Source organism: Paraburkholderia phytofirmans PsJN, from assembly GCF_000020125.1.
GTDB classification, from domain to species: Bacteria; Pseudomonadota; Gammaproteobacteria; order Burkholderiales; family Burkholderiaceae; genus Paraburkholderia; species Paraburkholderia phytofirmans.
Genome location: NC_010681.1, coordinates 1,350,536 through 1,375,818, shown reverse-complemented (window position 1 = coordinate 1,375,818; position 25,283 = coordinate 1,350,536). Strand labels below are relative to the sequence as shown.

The 25,283-nt window shown below is 63.7% G+C and carries 21 protein-coding genes; 10 read left to right on the top strand and 11 right to left on the bottom strand.

From position 1 onward, the window contains the following. Positions 1-230 precede the first annotated feature (230 nt). Both tal and BPHYT_RS06040 read left to right on the top strand, forming a co-directional pair. Complete coding sequence (gene tal, locus BPHYT_RS06045; RefSeq protein ID WP_012432264.1) at positions 231-1,184, top strand: transaldolase; 954 nt, start codon at positions 231-233, stop codon at positions 1,182-1,184. A gap of 476 nt (positions 1,185-1,660) precedes the next feature. Next, positions 1,661-2,074: a VOC family protein gene (locus BPHYT_RS06040; RefSeq protein ID WP_012432263.1), complete on the top strand. Its 414-nt coding sequence runs from the start codon at positions 1,661-1,663 to the stop codon at positions 2,072-2,074. Between the two features lie 165 nt (positions 2,075-2,239). Here the strand turns inward: BPHYT_RS06040 and BPHYT_RS06035 are convergent, their stop codons facing one another. The 6 genes from BPHYT_RS06035 to BPHYT_RS06005 form a co-directional block, all read right to left on the bottom strand. Beyond that, positions 2,240-3,364, bottom strand: coding sequence for an FUSC family protein (locus BPHYT_RS06035; protein WP_012432262.1), 1,125 nt, complete (start codon positions 3,362-3,364; stop codon positions 2,240-2,242). Between the two features lie 149 nt (positions 3,365-3,513). Next, positions 3,514-5,064, bottom strand: coding sequence for a monocarboxylate uptake permease MctP (gene mctP / locus BPHYT_RS06030; RefSeq protein WP_012432261.1), 1,551 nt, complete (start codon positions 5,062-5,064; stop codon positions 3,514-3,516). Beyond that, complete coding sequence (locus tag BPHYT_RS06025) at positions 5,064-5,309, bottom strand: DUF3311 domain-containing protein (RefSeq protein WP_012432260.1); 246 nt, start codon at positions 5,307-5,309, stop codon at positions 5,064-5,066. Before BPHYT_RS06025 ends, mctP begins: the two co-directional genes overlap by 1 nt. 419 nt (positions 5,310-5,728) lie before the next feature. After that, a complete protein-coding gene (locus BPHYT_RS06015; RefSeq protein ID WP_012432259.1) occupies positions 5,729-6,661 on the bottom strand; it encodes a class I SAM-dependent methyltransferase in 933 nt (310 codons plus the stop codon). Continuing rightward, complete coding sequence (locus tag BPHYT_RS06010) at positions 6,658-7,131, bottom strand: DNA-deoxyinosine glycosylase (RefSeq protein ID WP_012432258.1); 474 nt, start codon at positions 7,129-7,131, stop codon at positions 6,658-6,660. Before BPHYT_RS06010 ends, BPHYT_RS06015 begins: the two co-directional genes overlap by 4 nt. Further along, on the bottom strand, positions 7,131-7,814 hold the full coding sequence (locus tag BPHYT_RS06005) for a chorismate--pyruvate lyase family protein (RefSeq protein ID WP_012432257.1): 684 nt from the start codon (positions 7,812-7,814) through the stop codon (positions 7,131-7,133). Before BPHYT_RS06005 ends, BPHYT_RS06010 begins: the two co-directional genes overlap by 1 nt. Positions 7,815-8,052: 238 nt before the next feature. Between BPHYT_RS06005 and BPHYT_RS06000 the strand changes: the two genes are divergently transcribed. Beyond that, positions 8,053-8,559, top strand: a complete 507-nt coding sequence (locus BPHYT_RS06000; protein WP_012432256.1) for an OmpA family protein — start codon at positions 8,053-8,055, stop codon at positions 8,557-8,559. Positions 8,560-8,620: 61 nt separating this feature from the next. Here the strand turns inward: BPHYT_RS06000 and BPHYT_RS05995 are convergent, their stop codons facing one another. Further along, a complete protein-coding gene (locus tag BPHYT_RS05995) occupies positions 8,621-10,435 on the bottom strand; it encodes a tetratricopeptide repeat protein (protein WP_012432255.1) in 1,815 nt (604 codons plus the stop codon). Positions 10,436-10,492: 57 nt separating this feature from the next. Beyond that, a complete protein-coding gene (locus BPHYT_RS05990) occupies positions 10,493-12,301 on the bottom strand; it encodes a tetratricopeptide repeat protein (RefSeq protein WP_012432254.1) in 1,809 nt (602 codons plus the stop codon). A gap of 273 nt (positions 12,302-12,574) precedes the next feature. On the opposite strand from BPHYT_RS05990, the gene BPHYT_RS05985 reads away from it, so the two are divergent. Beyond that, entirely contained in the window at positions 12,575-12,844 is a 270-nt protein-coding gene (locus BPHYT_RS05985) for a hypothetical protein (protein WP_012432253.1), read from the top strand. Between the two features lie 150 nt (positions 12,845-12,994). Here BPHYT_RS05985 and htpG read toward each other — a convergent pair whose 3' ends face one another. Both htpG and BPHYT_RS05975 read right to left on the bottom strand, forming a co-directional pair. Next, positions 12,995-14,893: a molecular chaperone HtpG gene (htpG, locus tag BPHYT_RS05980; RefSeq protein WP_012432252.1), complete on the bottom strand. Its 1,899-nt coding sequence runs from the start codon at positions 14,891-14,893 to the stop codon at positions 12,995-12,997. A 171-nt stretch (positions 14,894-15,064) separates the two neighbouring features. Further along, positions 15,065-16,525, bottom strand: a complete 1,461-nt coding sequence (locus tag BPHYT_RS05975; RefSeq protein ID WP_012432251.1) for an aminotransferase-like domain-containing protein — start codon at positions 16,523-16,525, stop codon at positions 15,065-15,067. Between the two features lie 277 nt (positions 16,526-16,802). On the opposite strand from BPHYT_RS05975, the gene BPHYT_RS05970 reads away from it, so the two are divergent. From BPHYT_RS05970 to BPHYT_RS05945, 6 genes are all read left to right on the top strand, one after another. After that, positions 16,803-17,504, top strand: a complete 702-nt coding sequence (locus BPHYT_RS05970; protein WP_012432250.1) for a VOC family protein — start codon at positions 16,803-16,805, stop codon at positions 17,502-17,504. A 72-nt stretch (positions 17,505-17,576) separates the two neighbouring features. Further along, on the top strand, positions 17,577-18,773 hold the full coding sequence (locus tag BPHYT_RS05965; RefSeq protein WP_012432249.1) for an aminotransferase-like domain-containing protein: 1,197 nt from the start codon (positions 17,577-17,579) through the stop codon (positions 18,771-18,773). A gap of 96 nt (positions 18,774-18,869) precedes the next feature. After that, entirely contained in the window at positions 18,870-19,334 is a 465-nt protein-coding gene (locus tag BPHYT_RS05960) for a RidA family protein (RefSeq protein WP_012432248.1), read from the top strand. A gap of 182 nt (positions 19,335-19,516) precedes the next feature. Then, complete coding sequence (locus tag BPHYT_RS05955; protein WP_012432247.1) at positions 19,517-20,407, top strand: PhzF family phenazine biosynthesis protein; 891 nt, start codon at positions 19,517-19,519, stop codon at positions 20,405-20,407. Between the two features lie 493 nt (positions 20,408-20,900). Then, positions 20,901-23,255 carry a bifunctional diguanylate cyclase/phosphodiesterase gene (locus BPHYT_RS05950; RefSeq protein ID WP_012432245.1) on the top strand — a complete coding sequence of 785 codons (2,355 nt, stop codon included), beginning with the start codon at positions 20,901-20,903 and terminating at the stop codon, positions 23,253-23,255. Positions 23,256-23,420: 165 nt separating this feature from the next. Next, complete coding sequence (locus tag BPHYT_RS05945; protein ID WP_012432244.1) at positions 23,421-24,629, top strand: chromate transporter; 1,209 nt, start codon at positions 23,421-23,423, stop codon at positions 24,627-24,629. 103 nt (positions 24,630-24,732) lie between these two features. Here the strand turns inward: BPHYT_RS05945 and BPHYT_RS05940 are convergent, their stop codons facing one another. Further along, a complete protein-coding gene (locus tag BPHYT_RS05940; RefSeq protein WP_012432243.1) occupies positions 24,733-25,191 on the bottom strand; it encodes a CopD family protein in 459 nt (152 codons plus the stop codon). Positions 25,192-25,283: the final 92 nt, after the last annotated feature.

Genomic DNA, 25,283 nt, shown 5'->3' with positions numbered 1-25,283 from the left:
GCCGTCTGAAATTGGAGTGAACGGATCGCCTCGGGCAAGTGTCAACACTGCATCAGCCGATCCGCCATAGAATAGAAGCATCCGGCAGCGCTTTCCGTCAAAATTCCCTGGCAGGATGACGGGCAGCGCTGCAGCGTGACCCGCGGCCGCCGGATCTGGTTTGCGTTTCAGGCCGGCGGCAACCTCATTTCTCCCGAACCACGGCGCGCACGCGCCCTGAAGGCCCGAACATGACAACCGCACTCGATCAACTCAAGCAATACACCACCGTCGTGGCCGATACCGGCGACTTCCAGCAGCTTGCCCAGTACAAGCCGCAGGACGCGACCACCAATCCGTCGCTGATTCTGAAAGCGGTGCAAAAAGACGACTACAAGCCGCTGCTCGAAAAGACCGTCAAGGCGCACGCGTCGAAGCCGGTCGGCGCGATCATCGACCAGTTGCTGATCGCCTTCGGCACCGAAATTCTCAAGATCATTCCGGGCCGCGTGTCGACGGAAGTGGACGCGCGCCTCTCGTTCGACACTGAAGCTTCTATCGCCAAGGGCCGCGAACTGATCGCGCTGTACAAGGAGCACGGCATCGGCCGCGAACGCGTGCTGATCAAGCTGGCCTCCACGTGGGAAGGTGTCCGCGCGGCGGAAGTGCTGCAGAAGGAAGGCATTCACTGCAACATGACGCTGCTGTTTTCGCTCGCTCAGGCGGCGGCCTGTGCCGAGGCCGGCGCGCAGTTGATCTCGCCGTTCGTCGGGCGGATTTACGACTGGTACAAGAAGAACGCCGGCAGCGCGTGGGATGAAGCGAAAGATGGCGGCGCCAATGATCCGGGCGTTAAATCGGTGCGCCGCATTTATGCGTACTACAAGAAGTTCGGCTACAAGACCGAGGTGATGGGCGCGAGTTTTCGCACGCCGGGGCAGATTCTCGAACTGGCTGGGTGCGATCTGCTGACTATCAGTCCGGATCTGCTGCAGAAGCTGCAGGAGAGCACGGAGAAGGTGGAGCGGAAGCTGTCGCCGGATAGCGCTAAAGATGCGGATATTGAACGCGTGCCGGTTGATGAAGCGTCGTTCCGGTTTCTAGTTAATGACGAGGCTATGGCGACTGAGAAGCTCGCTGAAGGGATTCGTGCGTTTGCTGCTGATGCGGTTAAGTTGGAGAAGTTGATCGAAGCATTGCGGTAAGAGTCGCTTGCGCTGCTTCTTGGCGGCGCGCCACGTACACGGCCTTGGACTTCACGGTTCAGGGCCGTGTGCCGTTTACTCACCTGCGGCACGTGTCTGCTGCTGCATTTGAACCGCGTCGCGCGCCGTCGCGTCTACGACATTTAGTCACAATTGACGCCTGATCGACGACTAGAATCTTTTTTGCAAGGGCCTTTCTCGGTGGTCTATTGGCGTCGCCCCTGTGCGGGGCGGCACCTACTTTCTTTGCCGCGGCAAAGAAAGTAGGCAAAGAAAGCCGCTTCACACCGCCAGCTCATAAGCGGAGCCCTCGCACAGTCGCGGTAGTGGTGCATCTGGAATCTGTGTTCTCGCACATTCCGCTTTCGTGACAAGGCACTCATTCTTCCGGCGGCGCTGCGCGCGCCGGCGCGGTACTTCTTCAATCCGTGGGCTCTTGCGGGATGTCGCGCTGCTCACATCTTCCGGAGACGGTCATGGTTGTTCAACCTTACGTATTTTTCAACGGACGGTGCGAGGAAGCGCTCGACTATTACTGCGCTAAGCTCGGCGCTCAAGTCACCTTCAAGATGCGCTACAAGGAGGCGCCGCCCGATCCGCAAAATCAGCCGCGACCCGGTCTCGAAGAAAAAATCATGCACGCCAATGTGCGCATGGGCTCAACCGACTGGATGGCCTCCGACGGTCATTGCGATCCCGCTGCCACCATGAACGGCTTCAGCCTCTCACTCACCGCCGACGACGATGCGTCCGCCAAACAGTTCTTCAATGCGCTCGCCGACGGCGGTCAGGTAACGCTCCCGTTTCAGCCAACATTCTGGAGCAAAGGCTTCGGCATGGTGGTCGATCGCTTCGGTCTCATGTGGATGGTCACAGTGCCCGACAGTTGAACGGGACGGCACAGCAGACCACAGTGAGCGTGCGCACCAGCAGTGGTTGCGGTTGCCGCAGTTGCCGCGTTCGCAGCGGCGCTCGCGACGGCAGCCGCGATTGCGCTCGTCACTGCTCTCGATTCGGTCAGCCCGCCGCGCCGCCCAGGAGCGGGCGCCAACGCATCAAGCCTTCAACAAAGGCCGCGCACGCCGTTCGATGTTCCAGTTCGGCTCGGTTTCCAATAACCGCTCGCGCAGGCGGTCCACCTGTTCGGCAAGCCGTTGTCCGAGCCAGTAAGGTCCCTGAAATTCGGGCGGCAGCTTCAGCGCCGCGTCGCCGTGCCTCTGCGCCAGCGCCGACGCGGACGGAATGCCGAAGTGCGTCGCCCGGCCAAAGCGCAGGCCGCGTGCCATCGCCAGCAGAGTCGCGCGCACAGCGCGCACTTCGACGCCGCATTGCTCGGCGTACGCGGCGCGCGCCGTGGCGTCGGCCTGCATCAGCGGACCGGTGGCGAGCAACTCCAGCGAACTGAGCACCGAGCGGTGCAGCCGCTGAATCTCCTCAAGCTTCGATTGCGGCACCTCGATTTCCTTCGCGACCGAAGGCATCAGCGAACGCAATTGCACAAGCCGCTTGTTGATCGCCAGAAAGCGCCTGACCTGCTCTTCCTCGCTGATCATTTCGCCCTCCAGCAGCCGCGTGTAGATGCGCGCACATTCGCGCAGATTCATTGCGAGCCCGTAGCGCCATGAATAAGTGGCGTGCAGCGGCAACGCGAACGAAAACGCCAGCGCGATCACGATGCCGATCAGCACATTCGCCGTGCGCCACAGGCCGACGTCGATCTGGTTGTCGCCGTGACCCGCGACAATGCACATGGTGATCGCCGTCAGGAGCCCGATATAGCCCGACGAGCCGATCGCGAACCATGCGCAGATGCCCGCGACGATCGACATCAGCACGTAAGTGAGCGGCGGCGAGTCGGTCAGATTCTGCAGTACGATCAGCGTGAGCCCGATCGATGCCCCGAGCAGCGTACCCGCCGCCCGCTCCGCCGCCTTCTTGCGGATATTGCCGTGATGCTGCAAGCCGCCGATCACCACCAGCAAAGTGACCGACGACCAGATGCCGTGCGGAATGTCGATGCCGGTGGTGGCCAGAATCGACACCAGCATGGCCAGCCCGACACGCAGACTGTGCAGCACCTTGGCGTGGCGATAGCGGTAGTAAGGCGACGTCACCGCGCGGACCATCCGGCTGAAGGCCGAGCGGCGTGGAATCACGGTGCGGGAATCGGCAGAAGCCATGGCGGCGCGCTCGATACGATGAAGGACAGTTCCGCTATCCTGCCCTGGAGTGCCTCATCAGGACAAACGCCCGCACATTTTGGTGTGCGGGCGTCGCGTTTTTCAGGCTGTCGCGCCCCGTGGATCTGCGCGACATGAAGCAGCCTTGATCAGCTTTCGACCACGTCCAGATAGTCTTCCGGACGGGTGCGGTCTTCGGCGCGCTGCATGCCGAACGCACGCACCAGCAGACTCACCACCACCGCCACCACCAGGTTCACGATCAGCGACCACACCGCCGCATAGCCCGGAATCGCCATGCCGAACAGGTGGATCGTGAAGATCGAGCCGGCCAGCTTCAGCGAAATCGCCATCCACGTGCCGGTTGCAATGCCAACCGCCCAGCCGGCCAGCAGGCCGCGGTAGTCGAGCACACGCGTGTACAGACCCAGCACGATCGCCGGCAGCGTCTGGATGATCCAGATCCCGCCGAGCAGCTGCAACTGGATCGCGTACGTGAGCGGCAGGCCGAGAATGAACGCCACCGCGCCGACCTTGACGATCAGGGAGACCAGCTTGGCGACATTGGTCTCCTGCTCATGCGTCATGTTGCGATTGACGAACTCCTTGTGGATGTTGCGCGTGTACAGGTTAGCGGCCGCGATCGACATGATCGCCGCCGGCACCAGCGCGCCGATGCCGATCGCCGCGAACGCCACGCCGACGAACCACGACGGGAAGTAATGCAGGAACAGCGCCGGCACCGCGAAGTTCGGGCCGAACGCCTTGAAGTACGGCGCGAACTCCGGCATGTCCTTCACGCCAGAAGCCAAAGCCATGAAGCCGAGCAGCGCGAGCAGGCCGAGCACCAGCGAGTAAGCCGGCAGCATCGCCATATTGCGGCGGATCGTGTTACCCGACTTCGACGACAGCACAGCTGTGATCGAGTGCGGGTACAGGAACAGCGCCAGCGCCGACCCCACCGCGAGCGTCGCGTACGCGCTGTAGCCGTTCAGGCTCGAGACGTCCGGCGCCTTCAGCAGCAGCTTGGCCGGGGGCACCACGCTGAAGATGTGACCGAAGCCGCCCAGTTGCGGCGGAATCACGATGATCGCGGCGAAGATCGTGATGTAGATCAGCACGTCCTTGACCACCGCGATCATGGCCGGCGCGCGCAGACCCGAGGTGTACGTGTACGCCGCCAGGATCGCGAACGCGATGATCAGCGGCAGATCGCCGACAAAGCCCTTGGTGTCGAAACCGAGCGCGCCGATCACCACTTCGATACCGACCAGCTGCAACGCGATGTACGGCATGGTCGCGACGATGCCGGTCACGGCGATCGCCAGAGCGAGCATCCGGCTGCCATAGCGCGCCGACACGAAGTCCGCCGACGTCACATAGCCCTGGCGTTTGGCGATGCTCCACAGTTTCGGGAACACCACGAACGCGAACGGATAGATCAGGATCGTGTACGGCAGCGCGAAGAAACCCGTTGCGCCCGCACCGAACACCAGCGCGGGCACGGCGATGAAGGTGTACGCGGTGTACAGGTCGCCGCCCAGCAGGAACCACGTGACGATGGTCCCGAAGCGCCGGCCGCCGAGGCCCCACTCTTCCAGATGCGCAAGATCGCCGCGCCGCCAGTGGGCCGCGATAAAGCCGAGAATCGTGACGCCGATGAAAAACAGAACGAAGACGAAAGTTGCTATGGCGTTCATTATCGTGCGCCCCCCTGCGGACGGCCATTGGAACGCGAGCGCGTCTTGGTCTTGAAGTACACGAGCGCCGTGATGACTGCGCTGATCAGCACCCACAGGAGCTGATACCAGTAGAAGAACGGAAAGTCGAACAGCACCGGTTCGACCTTGTTATATGACGGCACCCAGATCATCGCGATCCAGGGCAACAGCAGCAACCAGAGCCAGTGCTTGCTGGCCTTGTTCGCGTCGGCGTCGTGAGCCATGACGTCTCCTCTTCCCTATTATTGAAATGTTGGCCCGTGTTTGACGGGTGGTGGATCCCATAGCGGATGGCCACGGGCGCCCCGAAAGCTTCGAAAGAGTATAGGAGCGGCGAGAGCGCGGTCAAGCAGGGACGACCCCAGCACGAACGTGCTTTCAGCGTCGGCGCGAAGGTGTTTCAGCAGGAGGCGTTCAAGCGCTGCGGCGAGGCGCATCGGGGCGTGCCGCCTGGGTCTGACAGACCGGCCCGCAGACCGGCCCGCTTTGCGAGGAAGAAGACCGGCTGTTCAATGCGCGATGGATGAAAGCGGCGAACGTCGCGTGGGCGCAACGGCGCGTGGCGCGTCGGCGAGGACATTCAGTCCATGCACTGCTTTGGATCGGGCCGGCTTGCGCGGCCCGACCGCATGGGTCGTTGCAATCAGATCGAGAACGAGTCGCCGTGCTGCCCGGTCGATTCCTGCAGACCCTTGATCCATTTACGCGCGGGCAGACCGAGTTCCGCCTCGATCAGCCTGGCGCGTGCTTGCAGCGCCGTGAACGGCACCTCGAGCGCCGGACCCGAGAACGCGATCGCGATGCGGTTGCCGTCGTGCACTTCCGGCAGCGCGACCACGCGGCCGTCGAAGGCTTCGTTCAGACGCTTCATGTTGCGCACGAAGCTCGGGTGATCACCGAACAGATTCACCGTCACCACGCCCGCGTCGGTCAGGCACGCGCGCACCGCGCGATAGAAGCCGACGCTGTCGAGCACCGGACCCCGCGCCGTTGCGTCGTAGACGTCGATCTGCAACGCGCCGATCGTGCCGTGGTTGGCGCGGTCGTTGACGAAGTCCCACGCGTCGGTTTCGTGCACCGTCAGACGGGCATCGTCGTGCGGCAACTCGAACATCGTGCGCGCGGCCACCACGACCGCCGGATTCACTTCCACCGCCTCGACCTTCGCGCGCGTCAGGAAGCGGTGCGCGAACTTGGTCAGCGCCGCGGCGCCCAGACCGAGCTGGACGATGCGCCTGGGCGTTTCGATAAACAGCAGCCAGGCCATCATCTGCTGCGCGTATTCGAGTTCGATGTGATCCGGCTTGCGCAGACGCATCGCGCCTTGCACCCACTCCGTGCCGAAATGCAGGAAGCGCACGCCGCCCTCTTCCGAGAAAGTCACCGGCGCGAAACGCGGCTTGCGCGGCGCTTCGATTTGCGGCGCGTCGTGCAGATCGTCGTCGTGCGAAACGCGCGTTTTGTTGCGCGTGGCGTTCTGCGATTTATGCGGCTTTTGTTTCCCACCGGCGGCTTCGGCGTCGCGGTTGCGGAAGGCACGCACTTCAGCGGAAGCGCGCTTGATCAATTTCGTCATGTAAGGATGTCGCGCCAAAGACGCAGTTTTTGGTCGAACGAGAGCATAGCATTCGCCGGACTCGACGAAGGCAATACGAGGGTGGCGTAGCCCGCCGCGCCGATCACCGGCGCAAAGCGGCCCGCCGTCTTGCCGTTGAAGCAGACTTTCGCGAGCTTCGGCGCGTGCGCGCGCAACGAAGCGAAATCGTTCGGGCTGGCATTGCGGATCGCGGCGTCGAGACTGCCTTCGCGCGTGCAGGCGGCGAGCACGTCCCATACGCCGATGCCATGCGCGAGCACGCGGCGCAAGCGCTCGTCGTACGCGAGTTCGGCGAGCGGTTCGTCGAGCACGGCGCCGAGCAGGCGCCAGAACTGGTTGCGCGGATGCGCATAGTACTGCGTCGCGGCGAGCGACGCCTCGCCGGGAAAGCTGCCGAGAATCAGCGTATGCGTATCCGCAGCGGCAACTGGAGGAAAACCGCGCAGCATCACCGGCTCCGTTCGTCGGACGCACGCGTCGCGGGATGCGCGCGCGATGCGGTGTGTTCGAGCGCACGGCCGTGTTCGCGCACCCGCGGATGGGCGACCCAATCGTCCGATCGGCTCGCGCCTGACAAGCTCGCCAGATGTGTCCATAACGCCGGCAACATGCATTCGGTGACCATCAGCGGCGCGCCGTGGCGCTCGAACACCGAGCGGCGCGCGACCAGCGCGTGCGGCGGCAACCCCTCGATTTCATTCGCAGCCAGACGATAGAGCGGATGCCGCGCGGTCAACCTGCGGCTCACCAGCGACGACCGCGCCACACTGCTATCGCTATACAGCAACTCGGCCAGTGGCCGCGTGCGCAGACGCCGTATGGCCTGCCACACACCGGCGCTTGCGGCGAGCGGCGCGACGCTATGCGCCGCCACGAACGGTACGCCGTCGACCGATAGCGCGACCTCCCGAACCCAGACCGGCGCACGCGGCACGAGGCCGAGCGCGGCGCTCTCGTCGGCCCACGGCAGCGCGACGCCTTCGTGCGTGACGCGTACCGCGACGGCGCCGAGCGCACGCAAATGCGCGGTCAGTGAACCGCCGCGAGTCAGCCAGTCTTTCTGGGCGGCGGTGAAGCCGGGTAAGGGCGCGACGCGCCAGTGGGCGTCGGCGGCATCGAAACGGATGGACATGGTGTCGGATTATAACGGCGCGGCTGTCGGACCATTCGCCAGCGCGCAGGTCTCGCCCTTCAGCAGATTCCGTCGATTACGACACGGGTCGTGAAGCACTTCCACTGGCGTGTCGATTTCAGATAGTTCCGATTCTCCGCGGCTCGCGTCGCGCGATAAAACCTCCGTGCTTTGCAAAGCCGGCCGCCGCGATCGACGGCGCGCCACATGAACGAACAATCAAGGAAAAGACACGAAGATGAGGAACATTCTGAGCACAACCGCATGCGCGATCTCTATCCTGCTGGTGACAGGTTGCGCAGCGCAACTGAACCGCGACACGGAGACATCGCTGAACAAGGCTGTCGGTATCGAGGTGGCGCCGGTCGCCGGCGGTGTCGCGGTCAAGCTGCCCGAAACCGCCCTGTTCGATTTCAACAAATCCGAGGTGCGCAGCGACGCGGCGGCGGTCATCGATCGTTCGGCCGTGCTGCTCAAGCGCAGCAAGAAACCGATTGTCGTCGAGGGCTACACCGACAATGTCGGCACGCTCGAATACAACCAGCATTTGTCCGAGGCGCGCGCGAGCGCGGCGGGTTACGCGCTCGTGGCGCGCGGCATCGCCATGGACCGTATTCGCACCAAGGGCAATGCGTACAACAATCCGGTGGCAAGCAACGATACACCCGAAGGCCGCGCGCTGAACCGTCGCACCGAGATCGTCGTGCGCGGCGAGACGATGGATACGTTGATGGGCAAGAAGTAACCGACGGCCATTCACGGCCGCCTTCAACCGAAAAACTGGGCGCGTGTGAGGCGCCCGGTTTTCAGCCAGCGACAAAATCGTGCAATGCTTGTGCGACCTCGTCGAGTACCGTATCCCAACGTCCCAACTCACGCTGCCTGAACAGTCGCGCGGACGGATACCACGGACTATCGTCGCGCTCCGTCAGCCAGCGCCAGTCGGTGAACGTCGGCACCAGCACCCAGACCGGCGTGCCGCATGCGCCGGCCAGATGCGCAACCGCCGTGTCCACCGTAATGACCAGATCGAGCGACTGCACGATCGCCAGCGTGTCGGCAAACGTACCGATCTCCGGCCCGAGGCTGTGCATGCTCAAATCCGCACACGACGCTGCCTCGTTCTGCGTCTCGCCCTTTTGCAGCGCGAACCAGTGCACACCGGTCTGTTGCAAAACCGGTAGCCAATGGCGCAACGGAATCGACCGATACCGATCGAGCTCGTACGCCGGATTACCGGCCCAGACAATGCCGACGCGTTTTGCGGGCGCTTCGCGTGTATCGGCCGCACAGATTGCGTCGAGCCGGCTCCGCCAACGTTGCACCTGCGCGGGTTCCGCTCGCAGATACGACGTCGCGAGCGGCAACATCGGCAGGTCCAGCTTCATCGGCTCCGGCATGCTGAGCATGCGGCACCAGTAGTCGTACGGTCCGGGCGGCGCGGTCGTCCATGCGGCACGTACGCCGGCGGCGCTTCGCGCCACTTCGCCAAGCGGAGCCTCGACCCAGACGTCGACCTGTGCGCCGCGCTTATTCAACCAGTCGGCCATACACAAGAACTGCAGTTGATCGCCCAGCCCCTGCTCGCCGACGAGCAGAAAGCGGCGGCCCGTTACGCGCTCTCCTTGCCATTCTGGATAAGCCGGGCGAACCAGGTCGTGATTTTCCGGCAGGGCTTCATGCCACCGATATTGCTTCCAGCCGTTTTCGTAGTCGCCGGCACGCAGTTGTGCGGCGGCGAGGTTGAACTGCATCAGCGGATGATCGGGCATCAGCCGCGCGGCTTCGGCGGCATGCGCGTGCATGGCCGGGAAGTCGCCCAGCATGTTGAACGCAAACGACGCGTTGTGATGCAGCCAGCCGTTTCGCGGATCGACGCCGAGCGCTTCGATGGCGACGCTGATTGCATCGCTGAAACGCTCCGCGTTGTTAAATGCAAAGGCCACCTGTTGAAACGCGGATGCGTCTGATGCAAAGCGAACGCGCAGTTCGGCAAGCACGCTGTCGATCCTCTCGCCGCGCTGTGCTCTCGACAACGCGGTAATCAGGTCGAGCGCGTCCGGCAGATGCGTCGGGTCGAGCGCCCATGCACGCAGCCAGTAGTCCGCTGCGTCCTGATAACGTTCGAGCTCGGTACCGATTCGTGCGAGCGAGCGAACGGCGTGATGCAACGTCGGTTCGAGTTCAAGCGCCTTGAGGTAGTGGCCGCGTGCTTCGACGAGACGCTCCGACAGCGTCAGGCAATCGCCCAGATTTCGATGCAGGCTCACGGTCCCGCCACCGAGGCCCACCGCGCGATAGTAGAACGCTTCGGCCGCGATCAGCTCGCCGTCCAGCGCGGCGATCAAACCGCGATGCTCCCAGATATCCGCGCGCTCAGGCGCGACGTTCAATGCCTGATCGAAATGCTCGCGCGAGCGGTCGGGCCGATCGACGCAAAACAAGGCGAGGCCGAGCCGATGCAGCGCGTGTACGTTGTGCGGCTGTTCGGCAAGAACGCGCTGGTAGTCGGCAATTGCTTCGTGATGACGCCCCGCGGCGAAGCAGGCGTCGGCATGTGCGGTCATCGCGCCGAGATCGTTGGAGACGCTCGTGGGGAATGGGAATTCGTGTTCGTGCATCAAAGTCGATGAGTTGCGTGAGTTGCTCTGAACCTGGCGCGGCGCAGTGTGCGCCGCTCAGGCCGTCTGGTGCGGCGCGAGCATCGTCTTCAGACGCGCGGCCACCCGCTCGACCACCGGCGCCCATTGCGCAGGCTGCGGCTGCCGGAACAGCTCGACCGAGTCGTACCAGGGCTGCGCCTCTTCGTTGCCCCACGACCAGTGGGAGACGTGATCGAGCATGGCCAGCACGCGATGCCCTAACGCGCCGCCAAGATGCAACGGCGCGCTGTCGATCGTCACCAGCGCGTTCAGCGCGGTGAGATGCGCCGCTACGTCGTCGAAGCCGTCCTTGTAATCGCCAGTCAGATCGCACAGGCGATATCCCTGCGCGGCGAGCGCCGTCACATCGGCGTGGCGTCCGGGCGTGAGCGGATGGAAGACGACATCTGGAAGCGTCAGCAGCGGCGCCAGCGCTGCAAGCGGAATCGACCGCTTGGCGTCGCGCCGATGCGTCGGGCTGCCCGACCAGACGAGGCCGACATGCCACGTCGCGCCCGGTGCGTGCGCGCTGATCCGTTCGCGCCAAGCCGCCGCCTTCGTTGTATCGGCCTGCAAGTAAGGCGCTCCGTGAACCTGCTCCGGATCGAGACCGAGCACGAGCGGCAGGCTCATGAGCGGCAACGCGTAGTCTGGCGAGCCGAGCGGGCCTTCTTCGATCGACACGCAATTGACGTAGAAACGCGCAAACAGCGGCTGCAACGCGCGACGCACGGCAAGCACCAGCCGTCCGCCTTCGTCATGCATACGCGCCGCGAGCTGCGGGACGAAACGCACCATCTGAATGTCGTCGCCGCTGCCCTGCTCACTGTGCACGACCAGGGTCTTGCCGGCGAGCGTTTCGCCACGCCAGCGCGGACACAAACGTGTCATTACGCTGACGACGTTGTTCTGTTCGCGGTCTTCGCGCGCGAGACGCGCCTCAAAACGCGGCCACCCGCTCGACCAATCGCCGCGCCGCAGTTCCAGGTCCGCCAGATCGACCGCTGCCTGCACCGCTGACGGATCGATCGCGAGCGCCGCTCGCAGCGCCGCCTCGCTGTTCGCATAGCGCGCCTGCTCGTTCAGATACATGCCGACCGCCGCCAGCACGTCCGCATTGCCGGGCGCGACGGCGTCCACGGCGCGCATGGTGGCCTCCGCCGCGGCTGCGTCGTTGCACTGCCATTGCGCGTGGCTGAGTTGCCACGCCATCTCCGCATCCGCGGGATTGCGCGCAAGACCTTCGCGGCAGATACGCTCGACCGTCGGCCAATCGCGCACCTCCCGGAATGCCAGCACGAGTTGCAACGGCAACGCCGGATCGATCGCGGGGTCGAGCGCATACGCCCGCGACAGCGCCGCGCGACGCTCGTCCCGCGCACTCGCCTCAGGCAGCGCCGCCAACGCGATCGACAACCACCACGGCGCGCGCGCGTCCCGCGGCGCCCGACGCTCGTAAGCACGCAGGATTCGCGCGGCCGCGGAGTGCGCGCCGCACGTGCCGATCAGCCACGCGACCCAGTCGATCGTCGTCTCGACCGGCTGCGTGGCCACCGCCCGCTCGCTGTTGCGCTGCGCGGCGCTGGCGTAGCCAAGCGCGTCGGCGAACAGCGCGACCCGCGCATGGCGCGCTCCGTTCGCGCACGCTTGTGCTTGCGACGCGCTGTGATACGCCTCTTCGAAACGCCCCGCGCTCGTGCACAGGTCGGCGTGTAGCTGCGGCGTCCCGCCTGCCACGGCGAATTCGACTGCGCGACGCGCGGCGGCATCGAAACCTTGCTCGCGCAAGATGGACCACAGGAGATGAACGGAATCGGAAGGTACTGCCAGAGCGGAATCGGACATGGGAATTCAGAGCGTTGTTGTTGTCATGCGCGAAGGCGTAATCACAAAAATAGGACCCAGTGCTTTCAATGCTTAGAGATTGGAAATAATGCTTCAGGCCTCCGAATAAAAATCGCGCGAGCATAAGACAAAACCGCGCTTTTACATCTCATAAACCAATCTCAATTTAATACCATTGATTCTATTTAGTTAGTTAACCATAATTAATTTCAATCGACTACGAGCAACGCCCATTAGTCGACCAGGTCAATCAACTACAACACGGAGCAAGCTTTGAACACTGGAAAATCGAAGGAAACATCCGACAGCATCGCTCATCTGGCTGCGGTCGTTTTACGGCGCGCGGGCGTCGCGCAACTGGAGAAAGAACTGGCGGGCTCGGCGCTGGCGCAACATCACACGTCGAAACAGACCAGCAAGGCGATCGGCAGTCTCGCCGCCAAAGTGCTGGCCGATCACACTTCATGTCACGAGGCCAAGGAATTGGCCGGTAGCGTGCTCTCGCAAGTGCGTCATCTGGAGGGACCGGCGCCGGCGCGTTAAGCGCTCGGCCGGAAGCGGCAAAGTGGAGCGGCCGCGCTTCGCTGAGTCACGCCGCGGCGCGCTAAAAGGCAAAAAAAATGCGCTGCCGAAGCAGCGCATTTTCAACCTCGAGCGTCAAAACGACGCCGTGGCGTCAAGCTCGACCCGCGCTCAGTTCGCGCGCGCAAGCAGCAGCGCATTGGTGCGCTTCACGAAGCTCGCCGGATCGTCCAGCGCGCCACCTTCGGCGAGCAATGCCTGATCGAACAGCAGGTGGCACCAGTCGTCGAAGTTCGCGCTGTCCGCGTGCAGGCCCTTCACCAGCGCGTGCTCCGGATTCACTTCGAGAATCGGATGGAACGCCGGCGCCGTCTGGCCCGCGGCCTTGAGCATGCGCTGCAGATAGCCGCTCATTTCGCCGTCGTCGGCAACGAGGCAGGACGGCGAATCGGTCAGGCGGAACGTGAGACGCACGTCCTTGGCCTTGTCCTTCAGCGCTTCCTTCATTTTCTCGACGAGCGGCTTGAACTCTTCGCCGACCTTCTCTTGCGCCTGTTTTTCTTCGTCGTTCAACGCGCCCAGATCGAGATCGCCGCGCGCCACGCTTTGCAGCGGCTTGCCTTCGAATTCGTTCAGGAACGACAGGATCCACTCATCCACGCGATCGGTCAGCAGCAGCACTTCCACGCCCTTCTTGCGGAACACTTCGAGGTGCGGGCTGTGGGTCGCCGCCTGCCAGGTGTCGGCGGTCACGTAGTAGATCTTGGTCTGCTCGGGCTTCATGCGCGCGACGTAGTCGGCCAGCGACACGGTCTGCTCGGCTGTCTCCGTATGCGTCGACGCAAAACGCACGAGCTTCGCGATCCGCTCGCGGTTGGCAAAGTCTTCGCCGATGCCTTCCTTCAGCACCTGGCCGAATTCCTTCCAGAAACCGGCGTACTTTTCCTTGTCGGCTTCGTTATCCGAGTTGGCCAGCTCTTCGAGCATGGACAGCGAACGCTTGGTCACGCCTTCGCGGATCGCCTTGACATCGCGGCTTTCCTGCAGAATTTCGCGCGACACGTTCAGCGGCAAATCCGCCGAATCGACCACGCCCTTCACGAAGCGCAGATACGCAGGCAGCAGTTGCTCGGCGTCGTCCATGATGAACACTCGCTTCACATACAGCTTCAGGCCGCCGCGATAATCGCGATTGAACATGTCGAACGGCGCGTGGGTCGGCACGTACAGCAACTGCGTGTACTCGCTGCGGCCTTCCACACGGTTATGCGTCCACGTGAGCGGATCCTGATGGTCGTGCGAGAGGTGCTGATAGAACTGCTTGTACTGCTCGTCGGTGATCTCGTTCTTCGAGCGCGTCCACAGCGCGCTGGCCTGATTGACGGTCTCGTCCTCGTCCTTCGTGACCATCTCGCTCTTTTCCGCGTCCCACTCTTCCTTCTGCATCAAGATGGGCAGCGCGACGTGATCGGAGTACTTCTGGATAATCGACTTCAGACGGTGCGACGACAGCAGCTCATCTTCATCAGCACGCAGATGCAGCGTGATGGTCGTGCCGCGCGCGGCGCGCTCGATCTGCTCGACGGCGAAATCGCCTTCGCCCGCGCTTTCCCAGCGCACGCCTTCCGAAGCCGGCAAGCCGGCGCGGCGCGTCTCGACCGTGATCTTGTCCGCGACGATGAAGCCCGAATAAAAGCCCACGCCGAACTGGCCGATCAGCGCCGCATCTTTCTGCTGGTCGCCGGAGAGCTTGCCGAAGAATTCCTTGGTGCCCGAGCGCGCGATCGTGCCGAGGTTGGCGATCGCTTCGTCGCGGCTCATGCCGATGCCGTTGTCGTCGAGCGTGATGGTGCGCGCGGCCTTGTCGTACGACACGCGAATCCGCAGGTTCGGATCGTTTTCGTACAGCGCACTGTTTTCGATCGCTTCGAAGCGCAGCTTGTCGGCCGCGTCGGAGGCGTTCGAAATCAGCTCGCGCAGGAAAATTTCCTTGTTGCTGTACAGCGAATGAATCATCAGGTGCAGAAGCTGTTTCACTTCTGCCTGAAAGCTCATGGTTTCTTGTGCCATGGTCGGACTTCCTCTCTGTTGCGAATGGGGTTCAAGTCGGGCGCGGCGCAGCGCGTTGCGGCTCGCCGGCGACGTCGGCGTGCCGGTGTGCCGGCGCTGGGCCGAAGCGTCGGCCGCCGGATGCGCAAGCCGCCGGATCGTCCGCCTAATTGGGGGCACGCCGGCGCGGTTTCAAGAGGCGCGGCGCGCCACGCTGTCGAGATACCGGCACAAAAAGGTGGCCAGTTCCGGATCGCCGCAATTGGAAATATTGAAGCGCATCCAGGTGGTCGACGACTGCTGCGGGGAAAACAGGCTGCCGGGCGTCAGCAGAAAGCCGGCTTCGTGGCCGGCGGCCGCCAGCGCGTCGGCGTCGACGCCCGTGTCGGCCCACAAAAACATGCCGGCCATAGGCGTCAGGAACAGCTTCAGGCCGGTCTTCTCCAGCATTCGCACGGACTTCTCGCGCACGCCGTCGAGCCGCACGCGCAGCCGTTCGACATGCCGCCTGTAGTGGCCTTCGGTCAGAATCTTGTACAGCACACGCTCGTTCAGTTCCGGGCTCGTCATGCCGACCAGCATTTTCTGGTCGCTGACCGCCGTCGCCACTTCGGGCGCGCAGGCAATGAAACCCACGCGCAGATTCGGCGCGAGCGTCTTCGAAAAACTGCCGAGATAGATCACGCGTTTCAGCTGGTCGAGACTCGCGAGGCGCGTGCCCGGATAGCTCGGCGGACACAGATCGCCGTAAATATCATCCTCGACGACGATGAAATCGTACGCTTCGGCGAGGCGCAGAATGCGGAACGCCTGCGCCGCCGTGAGCGACGTGCCGGTCGGGTTCTGCAGCACCGAATTGATGACCAGCATTTTCGGGCGCCACGTCTGTACGAGCGACTCGAGCGCGTCGAGATCGGGGCCGTCCGGCGTGTACGGCATGCCCACTAGCCGCGCGCCCTGCGACGCGAAACGCCCGAACATCTGAAACCACGCCGGATCGCCGACGATCACCGCATCGCCCGGCTTGACGTAGATGCGCGAGATCAGGTCGATGGCCTGCGTAATGCCGGACACCATCACGATCTGATCCGGCGACGCACCGATCTCCAGTTCCTCGAGCCGCGTCTGCAATTGCTGGCGCAGCGGCAAAAAACCCTGCGGTGTGCCGATGCCGAGCATCTGCGCGCCGCTTTGCCGGCCGAGCGTGCGCAGCGCGTTGGTGATCAGGTCGCCGTCGAGCCAGCGCGCCGGCAGATAACCCAGCCCGGGACTGCGCTCGGGGCGCGCGCCGGTGTGCAGCATGTTGCGGAGCAGCCAAACCACGTCGATCGTGGCGGGCGCCGGCGCCGCCGCGGTGAGCGGATGAATCTCGGCGCTAGCACTGGCCGCGCCGCCCAGCCGTTCGCGCACATAGAACCCGGAGCCGCGCCGCGACTCCAGAAAACCCTGCGCCACCAGCCGTTCGTACGCCTCGACCACCGTGAAGCGCGACACGCCCTTGTCGAGCGCCAGCTTGCGGATCGACGGCATGCGCATGCCGGGGCGGAACACGCGCTCCTCGATGCGGCGGCGCGCCCACTGGACGAGCTGCTCGACCAGCGTCAGCGACGTGGTGTCGTGCGGAGTGGGAATCTGGGTAAGCGGGACGGACATGGCGGGCTCCAACTGTACCGAACAGTATCGAATTGATTGTACCGTTACTGTGCCGGTCGGCGTCGCTACATTCGAGAGAAGTAGAGGATGGTATGGCGGCACGGCGACTCTCACCACGCCCCACACGCTCTCCGGCAAAACCCTGCCGAACACCATCCGCATGGCCCGCCGATCCGGCAAACGGTTATGCTTACGGCCCCAGCAGCGTTGCCGCGACACCCAGCCCCGCCCGGGTTCATCGCAGAAAACCCGCACAAAAACCGTTCCCCGCTCCGTCATGACTGCTCATCCGCTACGCCTCGATCATCTCGTGATTTCCGCCCGCACCCTCGACGAGGGTACGCAGTACGTCGCCGATACGCTCGGCGTCGCGCCGGCCGGCGGCGGCGCGCATCCGCTGATGCGCACGCATAACCGCCTGCTGAACCTGTGGGGCGGCGTGTATCTGGAAGTGCTCGCGATCGATCCGCAAGCCGCCGCTCTGGACAATGCGCCCACCGACGGCAGCGCGCCGCGCCCCCGCCTGTTCGCGCTCGACGACCCGGCAACGCACGCGCGGCTCGAAAACGGGCCGTATCTGTCGCACTGGGTCGCCCGGGTCGAGCGGCCGAAACACCTGCCGACGTGGCAAGCGCAATATCCGCAGCGCATTCCCCCAGTCGTGCCGATGACGCGCGGCGATTTCACATGGCGCCTGACCGTGCCGGACGACGGCGCGTTCCCCGCCTGGCAAGGCGTCGGCGACGGCGTGCTGCCCTCGCTGATCCAGTGGGACACGACGAAGCATCCGTCCACATCCTTGCCGGAAACGGAGATTTCGCTGAAAGCCTTGAAAGGCGAGCACCCGCAAGCCGACACGGTCGCGGCGCACTTGCGCTGGCTTGGCGCGGCGCATCTGATCGAGTTGCAGCACACGGAAGGCGCGCCGGCGCTCGTCGCCGAGTTCGAAACACCCAACGGTCTACGGACCCTTAAATAAGCAGCGCGCGCGGGTCGCCGACTCGCGCGATAATCGAAGTTTTGACCGGTTCCAGTACCAGCAGAGGAGACCATGGACCAAAGCGACCTGAAAGCCCCCACGTGGCAATTGTCCGAACGCGCACGCAAGCTCACGAGCTCGGCAATTCGCGAGATTCTGAAGGTCACGGAGCGGCCCGAAGTCATTTCGTTCGCGGGCGGCCTGCCCTCGCCGGCCACGTTCCCGGCCGAACGCATGCGCGCCGCGTCGGACCGCATTCTGCGCGACGAACCCGCCGCGGCTCTGCAATACAGCGCAACCGAAGGTTTCCTGCCGCTGCGTGAATGGATCGCGAAGCGCTATTCGGTGAACGGCGCGCAGATCCGTCCGACTCAGGTGCTGATCACCACCGGCTCGCAACAGGCGCTCGACCTGCTCGGCAAGGTGCTGGTGTGCCCGGACAGCCCGGTGCTGGTCGAAACGCCGACCTACCTCGGCGCGCTGCAATCGTTCTCCATGTACGAGCCGCGTTACGTGCAAGTGCCGACCGACGAACACGGCCTCGTCCCCGAAGGCCTCACGCCCGAGCTGACGGCCGGCGCCCGCCTCTTGTACGCGCAGCCGAATTTCCAGAATCCGACGGGCCGCCGCTTGCCGATCGAACGCCGCCGCGCGCTCGCCGCGTTCGCGAAGACCGCGCCGTTCCCGGTGATCGAAGACGACCCGTACGGCGCGCTCGACTACGCCGGCGAGCCGCTGCCCACCATGCTCTCGATGGCGCCGGACCACATCGTCCATCTCGGTTCGTTCTCGAAGGTGCTGGCGCCGGGCCTGCGGGTCGGCTACATCATCGCGCCCGAAGAGTTGATTTTCAAACTCGTGCAGGCCAAGCAAGCGACCGATCTGCACACGCCGAGCTTCACGCAGCGCATCGTGTACGAAGTGATCAAGGACGGCTTCCTCGACACGCACGTGCCGACTATTCGCGAACTGTATCGCGATCAATGCGCGGCCATGCTGGCTTCGCTCGAACGCTACATGCCCGAAGGCGTAAGCTGGAATCGCCCGGAAGGCGGCATGTTCGTGTGGGTGAATCTGCCCGCGCAGATCGACAGCATGAAGCTGCTGGAAGAAGCGGTTGCGCAGAACGTCGCGTTCGTGCCGGGCGGTCCGTTCTTCGCGAACGAAGCGCAACACAACACGCTGCGGCTGTCGTTCGTGACGGTGCCGCCGGCCAGGATCGACGAAGGCGTGTCGCGTCTCGGCGCGCTGATCCGCGCGAAGATCTGAGATCTGCCGCGCGCTGGTTGTATGTTTCATGCGCGCGGTCTACATGATTTCGCCTGACCGCATCCACCGAATTCCACTACTGATCAAGGACACACCATGGCTCAAACGAATGTGTACGACAAGCTCAAGGAACTGGGCATCGAACTGCCGACCGCCGGCGCGCCGGCTGCCGCGTATGTGATGAGCGCGCAAAGCGGCAACACGGTGTATCTCTCCGGACACATTGCCAAGAAGGACGGCAAGGTGTGGACCGGCAAGCTCGGCGCCACCCTCACCACCGAGGAAGGCAAAGCCGCCGCACGCTCGATCGCCATCGACCTGCTCGCCACGCTGCACGCGCATGTGGGCGATCTGAACCGCGTCACGCGCATCGTCAAGCTGATGAGTCTCGTCAACTCGACGCTCGAGTTCACCGAGCAGCATCTGGTCACCAACGGCGCGTCCGAACTGGTCGCCGACGTGTTCGGCGAACGCGGCAAGCATGCGCGTTCGGCATTCGGCGTTGCGCAGATTCCGCTCGGCGCGTGCGTCGAGATCGAGATGATCGCCGAAGTCGAGTAACGCAATAGAGCAGTAACGCAGTCGAAGCCGCCGGTTCGTCCGGCGCAGCGAGACAGGAACGCGTCGCGAGGTGTCAGCCACCCGCGGCGCGTTTTGCATTTGTGCAAAGGTAGATCGTTATGTCGTCAACGGATAGAATCCGCCAACCCTATCCATCCGTTTGATTCGCTGGACCGCGCCCGATGCCCGCCCACACTGTCCGTTTCAAACAAGTCGACGTATTCACGGCGGTGCCGTTCAAAGGCAATCCGCTTGCCGTCGTGTTCGATGCCGACGCACTCGATGCGACACAGATGCAGGCCATCGCTCACTGGACCAACCTGTCCGAAACGACGTTCCTGTTGAAGCCGACCGACCCGGCCGCCGACTATCGCGTGCGCATCTTCAGCACGCATGGCGAAATGCCGTTCGCGGGTCATCCAACGCTCGGCACCGCGCACGCGTTGCTCGAAAGCGGTTATCAGCCGAAGCAGGCCGGCAAGCTCGTGCAGCAATGCGGCGTGGGACTCGTCGAACTCGAGGCGCTGCCGGGAGCAGACGGCGCATGGGCCTTCGCCGCGCCGCCCGCCCGCGTCACGCCGCTTGCCGAGGATCGCTACGCGGCACTCTCTACGGCTTTACGTAGCGACGCCATCGATTTCAGCGCGACGCCCTGCGCGGTCGACAATGGTGCGCCGTGGCTCGTGGTGCGCGTCAATTCGGCGCGTGAATGCCTCGCCTTAGCACCCGACGCCGCCGCGCTCGCCGACCTCGTGCATTCGGTGGGCACGCACGGCCTCGCTGTTTACGGTCCGCACGAGGCCGGTGGCCCGGCCACCTTCGAGGTGCGCTGCCTGATGGCCGGCGGCATTTTCGGCGTCGGTGAAGATCCGGTCACGGGCAGCGCCAATGCCGCGCTTGCAGGCCTTCTGAGCGCCCAGCAATTGCGCCCGGGCACGCACTATTCAGCCCGTCAAGGCACCGCGCTGGGCCGAGCCGGCCGCGTCTCCGTGCACTACGACGACGCACGCGGCAAGACATGGATTGGCGGCCCGTCGGTGACGATTGTCGACGGCACGTTTCGCTTGCCCTGACCGGCACGCCCCTTGCCTCGCTCATGCGTCGGGCTCGCGATCGGGAGCGGCATAGGGTTCGCCCTGCGTGGCCGCGCTTGACCACAAAACGCCGCATCGTTTGCACTATTGAATGCGCCTTGCATCGGAAGAGGCCTGTTAAAGGCCTGGCACACCTGAATGCTGGCGCGCCTCGCCGCCGATTCCCGATGAAATACCCGACTATGACCGCGATGCGGCGGCCTCAAAAGCGGCTGCACAGGATGCCAAATTCATCGCAACGGGCATCTTGCCGCGCCCTCGTATACCCGATGCCCGGCCTCTTCCTTAATCCAGTGGCATTAAGTAATATCAAGACGTACCCGATGACCTGCGGATGGTCAGGCACGGCGCCACGCTTATTTCTTCTGCGCAGCAGTTCCGGCACCTTGGTCACCATGCAGCCACTCATGAAATCAGCGCAGTCGACGCTCGCTCGTTTGCAACCGGCCGGCACCCAGGCACGGGCCGCCCGATGAGTCAATCCCGCTTCTCCGACCAGCGCGATGCCAAACCCCGGCGCGACCCCGCAGTGTCGCGCCGACGCGCGTTGCTCGTCATTCCCGCGCTGGGCGTATTGGTCCTGATCCTGCTTTGGACAGTGATCTTCGCGCGTCTGTCAGTCGAGAAAGAAGCGACCTATCGCGAGGCCATGGCCTCTGCTGCAATTCTTTCCGCGGCGCTGGAGCAGCACACCGTCAAGGCGATTCACCAGGTCGATCAGATTACCCGCTTCGTCAAATTCGAGTTCGAGAAAACGCCGAATCATTTCGATCTTGCGAGCACGGTGGAAAAAGGCGTCGTGCAAAGCGAGACATTGGTGCAAGTGTCGTTGATCGACGAACACGGCACGTTGGTCGCCAACACGGCCGAACTCAACCCCAAGCGTATCGATCTGTCCGACCGCGAACACTTCAAGGTCCACGAACACGAGAACGACGACCAGCTATATATCAGCAAGCCCGTGCTCGGCCGCGTGTCCGGCCACTGGACCTTGCAGATGACGCGGCGTCTGAATCATCCGGACGGCTCGTTCGCGGGCGTCGTGGTGGTCTCCGAAGATCCCAGCTACTTCACCACCGACTTCTACAACAACGCGGCGATCGGCCGCGAAGGCGTGATCGCGGTGATCTCGGACAACGGCACCGTGCTCGCGCGGCGCACCGGCAGCACCGAGACCGCCAACGGCGTGTTCTCGGCAAGCGGTTCGTATCCGACTTCGGAGCACGTGTCGGGCACCTATATCGATTCGATCGACAACGTCACGCGCATCGTGTCGTACCGGCATATCGACGGCTATCCGCTCGGCGTGCTCGTGGGTCTCTCGCAAGCCGAAGAATTCGCCGACTACAACCACACGCGCAACGTCTATCTGATGATGGCGGGTTTCATCTCGCTCGCCATGCTGAGTTTCTTCGCCGTGGCGACCGGCCTGATCGGCAAGCTGCTCGGCCGCGAGCGCGAGATGACGCACCTGGTCGAATACGATCTGCTCACCGGTCTGCGTAATCGCTACGCGACGCTGCAGACCTTGCGGCACGACGTGGCGCAGCAGAACAACCTCGGCCGCCTCGCGATTCTCTTTATCGACCTCGACAACTTCAAGACCGTCAACGACACGCTCGGCCACAATGCCGGCGACATCGTGCTGCAAATGACGGCCTCGCGGCTCGCCGCCGCGGTCGGCGAAGGCGGCGCGCTGAGCCGCATCGGCGGCGACGAGTTCGTCGTCGTGATCAAGGGCGACGATGTCGAGAAGCGCGCCGTCGCGCTCGCCGAAGCCGCGGCCGAAGCGTTCGCCAAGCCGTTCGAAGTGCGCGGCAGTTCGTTCGTGCTGCATGCGAGCATCGGCATCGCGCTCTACTCGGTCGCCAACGAAAGCGAGATCGACCTGCTGAAAAAAGCCGACCTCGCCATGTACAGCGCGAAAGACGCGGGCAAGAACTGCTACCAGTTCTACTCGCCGCAGCTGTCGCATCGCGCGGATCATTTGATGAAGTGGGAACAGCAGTTGCGCGTGGCGCTCGCCGAAGGCCAACTGTTCCTCACCTATCAGCCGAAGATCGATCTGACGCGCCGCTGCATTACCGGCTTCGAGGCATTGGTACGCTGGAATCATCCGCAGCACGGTTTGATTCCGGCGAACGAGTTCATTCCGGTTGCGGAATCGACCGGCTTGATCGTGCCGATCGGCGACTTCGTGATCGAGACCGCCTGCCGTCAACTCGCGCTGTGGCAGCAACAGGGCTACGACACGCTGTCGCTCGCGGTGAACATCTCGGCGGTGCAATTCTGGCGTGGCGACCTGTACGAAACGATCTCGCACGCCATCGAGGAAAGCGGCATCTCCGCGCGCCGCCTCGAACTCGAAATCACCGAAACGGCGATGATGGAATATCCCGAACTGGTCTCGGAAAAGATCTTCGCGTTGAAGCGCCTCGGCGTGCGCATCGCGCTTGACGATTTCGGTACCGGCTATTCGTCGCTGTCCTATCTGAACCGCTTCTCGGTGGACACGTTGAAGGTGGACCGTTCGTTCATCCAGGCAATTCCGGGCGACCGCAGCGTCTGCGTGATGGTCACCGCGATCGTCAATCTGGCGCGCTCGCTCGGGCTCACGGTGGTGGTCGAAGGCACGGAGACCGAAGAGCAGATTGCATGGCTCGCCGCGCTCGGCCATATCGAGGCGCAGGGCTTTCTATTCTCGCGTCCCGTGCCGGTGGAGGCGATTCCGGCGCTGCTGGAACGCTTCGGCGTGTGCGGCATGACGGGCCGCCGCATCGCGCACGAAGCGGACAGCACCAGCAGCGTATCCAGCACCAACCCCTGAGCGCGGCGCCCGTTGCGGGTCGTTACAGGTCATCTCCCGTAGCGCCGCAAAACCGGCTACATTCTCGCTGTACCGCATCACAGCGCGATGCCGCCGGCCGCCGCGCAGACCACTAAACGATGATCTCAAAGGACTAGCGCCCGTGTACCGGGCGCGTTTGGCGCCATGCAGATGATCACGAGCCAGAATGCTGCCAGACGAGGCGAGCGGGAACCGCTATGGACGCTGTTCCGGGTCGTATTCGGCCTGTCCGCGTTGTCATGGGGCGGCCTCGCGCTCATGGCGCAACTTGAAAACCATTATGTCGAGCGTGAAGGACGTCTCTCGCGCGTCGCTTTCTCCGATCTGATCGCGCTCGCCTGGATGGTGCCCGGCCCGGTTGGCTGCAACGTCGCCGTGCAACTCGGGCATGCGCTGCGCGGACGCGCCGGCGCCTGGGTCGCGGGCATTGCCAGCGTCCTGCCCTTCTTCATGCTGATGACGCTGTTCGCGATCTTCTACCGCACGCCGTTCGTGCGTTCCGCCGCCTCGCCAACCTTGCTCAATCACTTCAGCGTCGTGCTGGCCACCCTGATCGCGATCACCTGGTATAAACAGACGCGTGCGCTGGTGCGCGGCAAACTCGAATGGATGGCGGCGGCGCTGGGTTGCATCGCGCTGTTCTATGCGCGCAGCCCGGCCGCTTATGTCGTCATGCTTGGAGCGGCCTTCGGCACCGGCTGGTTCGTGAGCCCGGTGCGCGATTCGCGCGTCATCGTCTCGTTCGCGCGCGGCGACTGGCAGATGCTGAGCGCTCTGTCCATCTTTCTCGCGTTGTTCGCGATGCCGTTGCCGCATCGCTATGAGCTGGCGCTGTTGTGGCCGCGGCTTGCGGGCGCCGGCATGACGTTGTTCGGCGGCGGCTTCTCGGCGTTGCCGGTGCTCAAGACGCTATTCGTTACGCCGGCGATCGGCGTCTCCGATAACGACTTCACGCTGGCGTTTTCGCTGTCGCCGCTATCGCCCGGACCGCTGTTGAACGTGGTGCCGTTCTTCGGCTATCTGGTGGATGGCTGGGTGGGCGCGCTGATTGCCACGCTCGCGCTGTTCGTGCCGTCCGGATGCCTCGTCGTGCTGGCGCAGCGGCATCTGCATCAGTTGAAGGCCAATCCGCGCTTCGAGCACGGCATGCGGATCCTGCGCGCCGTCACCACCGCGTTTCTTGCGGTGGCCGTGCTGCGCATTGCAGCCCATGTGCCGTTCAAACCGATCTATCTGTTGACCGCGCTGTTCTCCGCCATGTGCTTCGCCAAGCTGAAGGTGCCGGTGTACGTGGTGTACGGGACGGTAGCCGTGGTGTGCGGACTGTGGCTCGCTTATGGCGCGCTGATCTAGACGACAGCGAGGCTTCGCTCAATGATCACGAGCCTTCAATGCGTGCGCCGCGCGGCGGTGTCACCACGCGGCCATCGGTTTTCAAACGGGCAATTGCAAAATCTCAGAAACCGCGCGACAGCACCGCGACGCCGATCGTCACCACGCCGAGCACGATATTGATCAGCACCAGACGTCGGATCGTGCCGACGGCGCGCGCGCCATCCGGCCATTTTTGCGCCTGCACCGCGCGGCGGATGCGCGGGAATACGGCAAAGCGGATATGCCCGAAGATCAGCATCATCACGATGCCGAGGCCGGCCATGGCATGCAGCGGCCAGGTGGCATGACCGCCGCCGAATTGCATCAGCAGGAAGCCGCCGGTGAGGAGAATCACCAGCACCGAGGCCGCGACCCAGTTGAAGAAACGGCCGAACACCGATTCCCACAACGGCAAGCGTAATTGCGGCGAGAGATCGGCAATGGCCGGGCGCAGACAGAAATGCGCGAACACCATCCCACCTACCCACACAGCAACCGCGAGCAAATGGAGAAAGAGCGCGAGTTCGATAGCCTTGTTCATGTTGTTTTCCTCTCCCGACGACGCCACGCCGCTTATAACGAGTGCTATGAGCAAGCGGCTATTGAGCGCATTCGACCACGCGCTATGCACGC